The 5,927-nt window shown below is 71.7% G+C and carries 7 protein-coding genes and 2 pseudogenes; 6 read left to right on the top strand and 3 right to left on the bottom strand.

Annotated elements, in window-relative coordinates; all coding sequences use genetic code 11:
• Positions 1-451 (bottom strand): hypothetical protein (locus P1P70_RS38935; protein WP_319246217.1); only part of this gene is annotated, 451 nt, incomplete at its 3' end.
• 124 nt (positions 452-575) lie between these two features.
• On the opposite strand from P1P70_RS38935, the gene tsaB reads away from it, so the two are divergent.
• The 4 genes from tsaB to P1P70_RS38915 are packed head-to-tail and all read left to right on the top strand — an operon-like array spanning position 576 to position 3,149.
• The gene (gene tsaB, locus P1P70_RS38930; protein ID WP_319246215.1) at positions 576-1,241 is read left to right on the top strand and encodes a tRNA (adenosine(37)-N6)-threonylcarbamoyltransferase complex dimerization subunit type 1 TsaB; all 666 of its coding nucleotides are present in this window, start codon (positions 576-578) and stop codon (positions 1,239-1,241) included.
• The gene (gene rimI / locus P1P70_RS38925) at positions 1,238-1,762 is read left to right on the top strand and encodes a ribosomal protein S18-alanine N-acetyltransferase (RefSeq protein ID WP_319246213.1); all 525 of its coding nucleotides are present in this window, start codon (positions 1,238-1,240) and stop codon (positions 1,760-1,762) included. Before tsaB ends, rimI begins: the two co-directional genes overlap by 4 nt.
• Positions 1,763-1,776: 14 nt before the next feature.
• Positions 1,777-2,898, top strand: coding sequence for a tRNA (adenosine(37)-N6)-threonylcarbamoyltransferase complex transferase subunit TsaD (gene tsaD, locus P1P70_RS38920; RefSeq protein WP_413471650.1), 1,122 nt, complete (start codon positions 1,777-1,779; stop codon positions 2,896-2,898).
• Positions 2,895-3,149 (top strand): hypothetical protein, encoded by a 255-nt coding sequence (locus tag P1P70_RS38915; RefSeq protein ID WP_319246209.1) that lies wholly within the window; start codon positions 2,895-2,897, stop codon positions 3,147-3,149. Before tsaD ends, P1P70_RS38915 begins: the two co-directional genes overlap by 4 nt.
• Here P1P70_RS38915 and P1P70_RS38910 read toward each other — a convergent pair.
• Positions 3,103-3,708, bottom strand: coding sequence for a PH domain-containing protein (locus tag P1P70_RS38910; protein ID WP_319246207.1), 606 nt, complete (start codon positions 3,706-3,708; stop codon positions 3,103-3,105). The two genes, P1P70_RS38915 and P1P70_RS38910, sit on opposite strands and share 47 nt — an antisense overlap.
• Positions 3,709-3,854: 146 nt before the next feature.
• On the opposite strand from P1P70_RS38910, the pseudogene P1P70_RS38905 reads away from it, so the two are divergent.
• Together P1P70_RS38905 and P1P70_RS38900 are read left to right on the top strand one after the other, a co-directional pair.
• Positions 3,855-4,702: pseudogene (locus tag P1P70_RS38905) on the top strand (helix-turn-helix domain-containing protein).
• Positions 4,699-4,890 carry a DUF397 domain-containing protein gene (locus tag P1P70_RS38900; RefSeq protein ID WP_319246205.1) on the top strand — a complete coding sequence of 64 codons (192 nt, stop codon included), beginning with the start codon at positions 4,699-4,701 and terminating at the stop codon, positions 4,888-4,890. The pseudogene P1P70_RS38905 and the gene P1P70_RS38900 overlap by 4 nt, the downstream one beginning before the upstream one ends.
• Before the next feature lie 3 nt (positions 4,891-4,893).
• Here the strand turns inward: P1P70_RS38900 and P1P70_RS38895 are convergent.
• A pseudogene (locus P1P70_RS38895) lies at positions 4,894-5,838 on the bottom strand (glycoside hydrolase family 3 C-terminal domain-containing protein); the annotation flags it as partial.
• Positions 5,839-5,927 lie beyond the last annotated feature (89 nt).

The following is a 5,927-nucleotide window of genomic DNA, read 5'->3' as shown; positions in this document are numbered from 1 at the left end:
GGGTGGAGCCGTCGACCGCCGCGCTGAAGCCCACCGAGATGCCGTCCACCGAGGCGAAGCGGACGACGTGCTCGATCGGGGTGCCGTCGGAGCCGGTGACGGCGGCGGAGCGGGACGAGACCGTGTACGTGGCGGGGGTGGGGTCGACCGTGCTCGGCGTGACCTCGAACGTGCGGGTGACCTTCTCGTTGGCGCCGACCAGCCAGACGCGGTCCTCGTCGAGGGAGTAGACGACCCGTTCGCCGGCGCCCGAGTCCTCGGGGAGGACCTCGTCGGTGTCCTTCTTCCCCTTGCCGGGAGCCTTGGACTGCTTGGCCTTCGGAGACTCCGATGCGGACGGTTTCCCCAGGTCGTCCGGCGCTTTCGCCGACGCCTGGTAGGTGAGGAAACCGACTGCGGCGATGGCCGCCGCCGTGAGCCCGGCCACGAATCCCGAGCTGCTACTGGCCACCTTCTGCGCCCACCTCTCGTACCCACGTACGCCCTTGAAGTACGTCTGTGCTGTGACGGTAGCAGCAGGGGGAGCGTGCACCGGGTCGGCCGTGGCCCGGGCCGAAGCGCCGTAGGCTGTTTGCGTGCTCTTGCTCGCTCTGGATACCGCCACCCCCGCCGTCACCGTCGCGCTGCACGACGGGACGGACGTCGTCGCCTCGTCGAGTCAGGTGGACGCGCGACGCCACGGGGAACTGCTGCTGCCCGCCGTCGACCGGGTCCTCGCCGAGGCGGGCACCCGTCTCGACGCCGTCACCGGCATCGTCGTGGGCATCGGTCCCGGCCCGTACACCGGGCTGCGCGTCGGCCTCATGACCGCCGACACCTTCGGCCTCGCCCTCGGGGTCCCCGTCCACGGCCTGTGCACCCTCGACGGGCTCGCGTACGCGGCCGGAGCCGAGGGGACCGTCGAGGGACCGTTCGTGGTCGCCACCGACGCCCGGCGCAAGGAGGTGTACTGGGCGCGGTACGAGGACGCGCGGACGAGGGCGACCGAGCCGGCCGTCGACCGGCCCGCCGAGATCGCCGAGTCGGTGGCCGGGCTTCCCGCCGTCGGGGCCGGCGCGCTGCTGTACCCCGACACCTTCACCGACGCCCGCGCACCCGAGCACGTCTCCGCCGCCGCGCTCGCGGCGCTGGCGGCGGAGCGGCTGGCCGAGGGCGAGGAACTGGAGGCGCCCCGGCCGCTGTACCTGCGTCGGCCCGACGCCCAGGTGCCCAAGAACTACAAGGTGGTCACCCCCAAGTGACGACCCCGGTGCTGCGCGAGATGCGCTGGTGGGACATCGAGCCCGTCCTGGAGCTGGAGAAGGACCTCTTCCCCGAGGACGCCTGGTCCCGGGGCATGTTCTGGTCGGACCTCGCCCACGCGCGGGGCCCCAACGCCACCCGGCGCTACGTGGTCGCGGTGACCCCGGACGAGGGCGCGGACGGTGGTGGTGAAGGGCGGATCGTCGGCTACGGGGGGCTCGCCTCCGCCGGGGACACCGCCGACGTCCAGACCATCGCCGTCGCCCGGGAACACTGGGGCACCGGCCTCGGCGCGACGATCCTCACCGAGCTGCTGCGGGCCGCGACCGCCTTCGAGTGCGCCCAGGTGATGCTCGAATGCCGCGTCGACAACGTCCGCGCCCAGAAGCTCTACGAACGCTTCGGCTTCGAGGCGATCGGCTTCCGCCGCGGCTACTACCAGCCGGGGAACGTGGACGCGCTGGTCATGCGCCTCGACGACCCTTCCACATCCGTACAAGGAACCGAGATCAATGGCTAGGGATGGCAAGGTCAATGGCTGACGAACCGCTGGTCCTGGGGATCGAGACCTCCTGCGACGAGACCGGCGTCGGCGTCGTGCGCGGGACGACCCTGCTGGCCGACGCGATCGCGTCGAGCGTCGACGAGCACGCCCGGTTCGGCGGCGTGGTGCCCGAGGTCGCCTCCCGGGCGCACCTGGAGGCGATGGTCCCGACGATCGACCGCGCGCTGAAGGAAGCGGGGGTGAGCGCGAAGGACCTGGACGGGATCGCCGTCACCGCCGGTCCGGGCCTCGCGGGCGCGTTGCTGGTCGGCGTCTCGGCCGCGAAGGCGTACGCGTACGCGCTGGGCAAGCCGCTCTACGGGGTGAACCACCTCGCCTCCCACATCTGCGTCGACCAGCTGGAGCACGGGGCGCTGCCCGAGCCGACGATGGCGCTGCTGGTGTCGGGCGGCCACTCGTCGCTGCTGCTGTCGACGGACATCACGTCGGACGTCCGGCCGATGGGTGCGACCATCGACGACGCGGCGGGGGAGGCCTTCGACAAGATCGCTCGTGTGTTGAACCTCGGGTTCCCGGGCGGGCCGGTCATCGACCGGTACGCGAAGGAGGGGGACCCTGCGGCCATCGCCTTCCCGCGCGGTCTCACCGGGCCCCGCGATCCCGCCTACGACTTCTCCTTCTCCGGGCTGAAGACCGCCGTGGCCCGCTGGATCGAGGCCAAGCGGGCGGCCGGGGAGGACGTTCCGGTGCGGGACGTCGCCGCGTCCTTCCAGGAGGCCGTGGTGGACGTGCTGACCAGGAAGGCCGTGCGGGCCTGCCGGGACGAGGGAGTCGACCACCTGATGATCGGCGGCGGTGTCGCCGCCAACTCCCGCCTCCGGGTACTCGCCCAGGAACGCTGCGAGGCGGCCGGTATCCGACTGCGGGTGCCCCGGCCCAAGCTGTGCACGGACAACGGGGCGATGGTGGCCGCGCTGGGCGCGGAGATGGTCGCGCGGGGGCGCTCCGCTTCGGACTGGGATCTGTCGGCGGACTCTTCGTTGCCGGTGACGGATCCGCATGTGCCGGGGAGTGCGGTCGGGCATGCGTACGACCACGGGCATGCACACGATCACGTTCACGAGGTCAGCAAGGAGAACCTGTACTCGTGACGGTCGCGTTGATGTGGGAGGCGCGGGCGGTGGCCGGGCGGGGGGACGAGCTCCTCGCCTGGGCGCGGGCCCAGGAGCTTCCCCTGCGGCCGCTGCGGCGCGAGACGTTCCGGGCGCCGCAGGACCGGGTGCTCGTCATCACGTGGTGGGACGCGGAGTACGACGCGGAGCTGCCCGAACTGCCGGAGCCTGGCGAGGAGTTGGTCAGTCGGGCGGTGCACCGGTGGCGGTTCGAGTCGCTGGGGGCGTGAGGTCGCGTCGGTGACGGCGTTCGCCGAGGCGGTCGAAGGCGTAGAAGAGGACGGGTAGGCAGGCCAGCGGGACGCCCAGGATCAGGGCGTACAGGTGCGTCGGCCGGTCGGTGAAGAGCAGCCAGGCTTCGACGACGAACATGGCGGCCATGACCACCGCGCTCGCGATGGCCGCCCGCTGCCACGCCTTGCGGCGCCGGGCCCCGCGTGCGATGCGTTGTTCCACGTCAGGCCGTGTGTCCATGGAGGTCAGCCCGAGGCTCACGGCCGTGGCGCCCAGGTCGGCGATCTCCGCGATCGGGTCGGTCAGTTGGTACTCGTCGACGTGCAGGAGGCGGACCAGGGTTCCGTCGGTCCCGTAGAGGTAGCCCGACCAGCGAGGGCTGCCCCACCTGTTGTCCTCGACCCGGATGCCGTAGATCTCGGACCAGGCCCAGCCGCGGGTGCGGAGCGCTCCGCGTACGGTGACGCCGTCTTCCGTGACGGACGTACGGGCCCTGAACTGCTCCAGCGCCACGCGGGTGGCGATGAGCAGCCAGGCCCGCCACGGCCATCGCACTCCCGCTCGTCGGGCCCAGCGTCATCATCGGGTCGTTATAGCCCCTCGCCGTGAACGCCGGGTAAGAGGGGGCGCGGTGTGTACTGAGGAGGGAGTACGCGGCTGTTCGATGGACAGTACGGTGAGCGGGTCGTCACTCTGGGTTGATGGGGCACAGTGTGGAGTGGGCTGCGCAGGGGCCGGGTGGTGAGCCCGAGTCGTCGGACAGCATGCGGGCGTTCGGGGCGGTCGTCCAGGCGCTGCGGGAGCATGCGGGGTTGAGCCGGGAGGAGTTCGGGGCGCGGGTGCATTTGTCCAAGCACTCGGTGGCTTCGATCGAGTTGGGGCGACGGCTGGCGGATCAGAGGTTCGTGGAACTGGCGGAGGAGGCCACGGGCAACACGGGGGCGGTGCGGGGGGCGTTTCGGCATATGGCTCGGCAGCCGGGGGTTGCGGCGTGGTTCCGGATGTGGGCCCGCTTGGAGCGCGAGGCGGCCGTGCTGGATACGTACGAGTGCAGGCTCGTGCCGGGCTTGTTGCAGCCGGAGTCGTACGTCCGGGCGGTTTTCGAGAACGCGGTCCCGCCGGTTACCGACGGTGAGTTGGACATGCAGGTGGCCGTCAGGATGGAGCGACAGCAACTGTTGCGGGAGCGCCCCAACACCTCGTTCAGCTTCATTATCGAAGAGAGCGTGCTCCTGCGGGAGTTGGGAGGCCAGGAGGTGACGCGCTGCCTGTTGGACTACTTGTTGGAGTGCGCGGGGTTGCGCAACACGAGCCTTCAGATCATGCCGCTGAAGCGCACGCAGCACGCCAGCCTGTCGGGTCCCCTCCAGCTCGCGGAGACACCGGACGGGCGGCGGCTCGCCTACGCCGAAGGGCACATGAACGGTCGGCTCATCGCTGACGCGAAGGAGGTGGCTCTCCTGAACCAGCGCTATGCGAAACTGGGTCGCAGGCTCTCACCCCGGAGGACTCCGTGAGCTTGTTGGAGCGACTGCGAGGAACCCTATGACTACCGCCGAACTCGCTTGGTTCAAGTCCAGCTACAGCACGGACCAGGGCGACAGCTGCATAGAAGTAGCCCCCACCCCCGCCACCATCCACATCCGCGACTCCAAAGACACCACCCGCCCCCACCTCGGCCTCGGCCCCGCCGCCTGGGCCACGTTCGTCGCGCACGCGGCGGCCCAGGCGGACTGAGGCTCAGCTCTCCACGGCCCTGACCTCCGTCCCGCAGTGCAGGCGGCGGTCCGGGCCCACCTCGCGGACGGGGCCCGGCAGCGTCAGCGTCACCGCGTGGCGGATGTCCGTGTTCGACGCGCCCAAGCGGAGTTCCAGGGCGCCCGGTTCGACCACGCGTCGGCCCGTGCGGTCCGTGAAGGACGAGACGTCCGGGTGGAAGCGGAACGTCACGCGCGAGGCGGTGCCCGGTGCCAGCTCCAGCCGCCGGTAGGCGATCAGGCGGGTGTCGGGGCGGGTCACCGAGGCCACCGGGTCGTGCAGGTACAGCTGGACGACCTCCGCCCCCGCCCGGTCACCCGTGTTGCGGACCGTCACCGACACGTCGTGCCCCTCGTCCCCCGCACCCTCGTCCTCGAAGTCCGTCCACGCGAACGTCGTGTACGAGCGGCCGTGTCCGAAGGGGTACAGCGGCGTCGGGTCGAGGTTGCTCGCCGCGCCGACCAGGCCGAGCGGCGGCTGGAGGTACGTCCACGGCTGGCCCCCGGGGCGGTTCGGGACGCTCACCGGGAGGCGGCCGGAGGGGGAGACACGGCCGGACAGGACGCCCGCGACCGCCGGGCCGCCCTCCTCGCCGGGGAAGAACGCCTGCACCACGCCCGCCAGCCGCCCGTGCCAGCGGCCCAGCGCGTACGGGCGGCCGGTGAGCAGGAGCGCCACCACCGGCGTACCCGTGGCGATCAGCGCGTCCAGCAACTCCGCCTGGACTCCCGGCAGCCGGAGGTCCTCCGCGTCGCAGCCCTCGCCCGACGTGCCCCGGCCGAAAAGGCCCGCCCGGTCGCCGAGGACCGCCACGCAGACGTCCGCCTCGGAGGCCCGCGCGACCGCCTCGGGGAAGCCGCCGGTGTCGTCGCCGTCGACGTCGCTTCCCGCCGCGTATGTGATCTTCGCGTCGGGGAGTTCGGTGCGGCGTTCCCACCGCCGCACCAGGCCCTAGGACCGGGGGAGCCGCCTCCTCCTCCAGCCCCATGTGAACCCGGGGGACGCCCTGCACTCGC

Source organism: Streptomyces sp. MB09-02B, assembly GCF_033794485.1.
In the GTDB taxonomy this organism is placed as follows: Bacteria; Actinomycetota; Actinomycetes; order Streptomycetales; family Streptomycetaceae; genus Streptomyces.
This window is presented reverse-complemented; position numbering and strand designations above follow the sequence as displayed.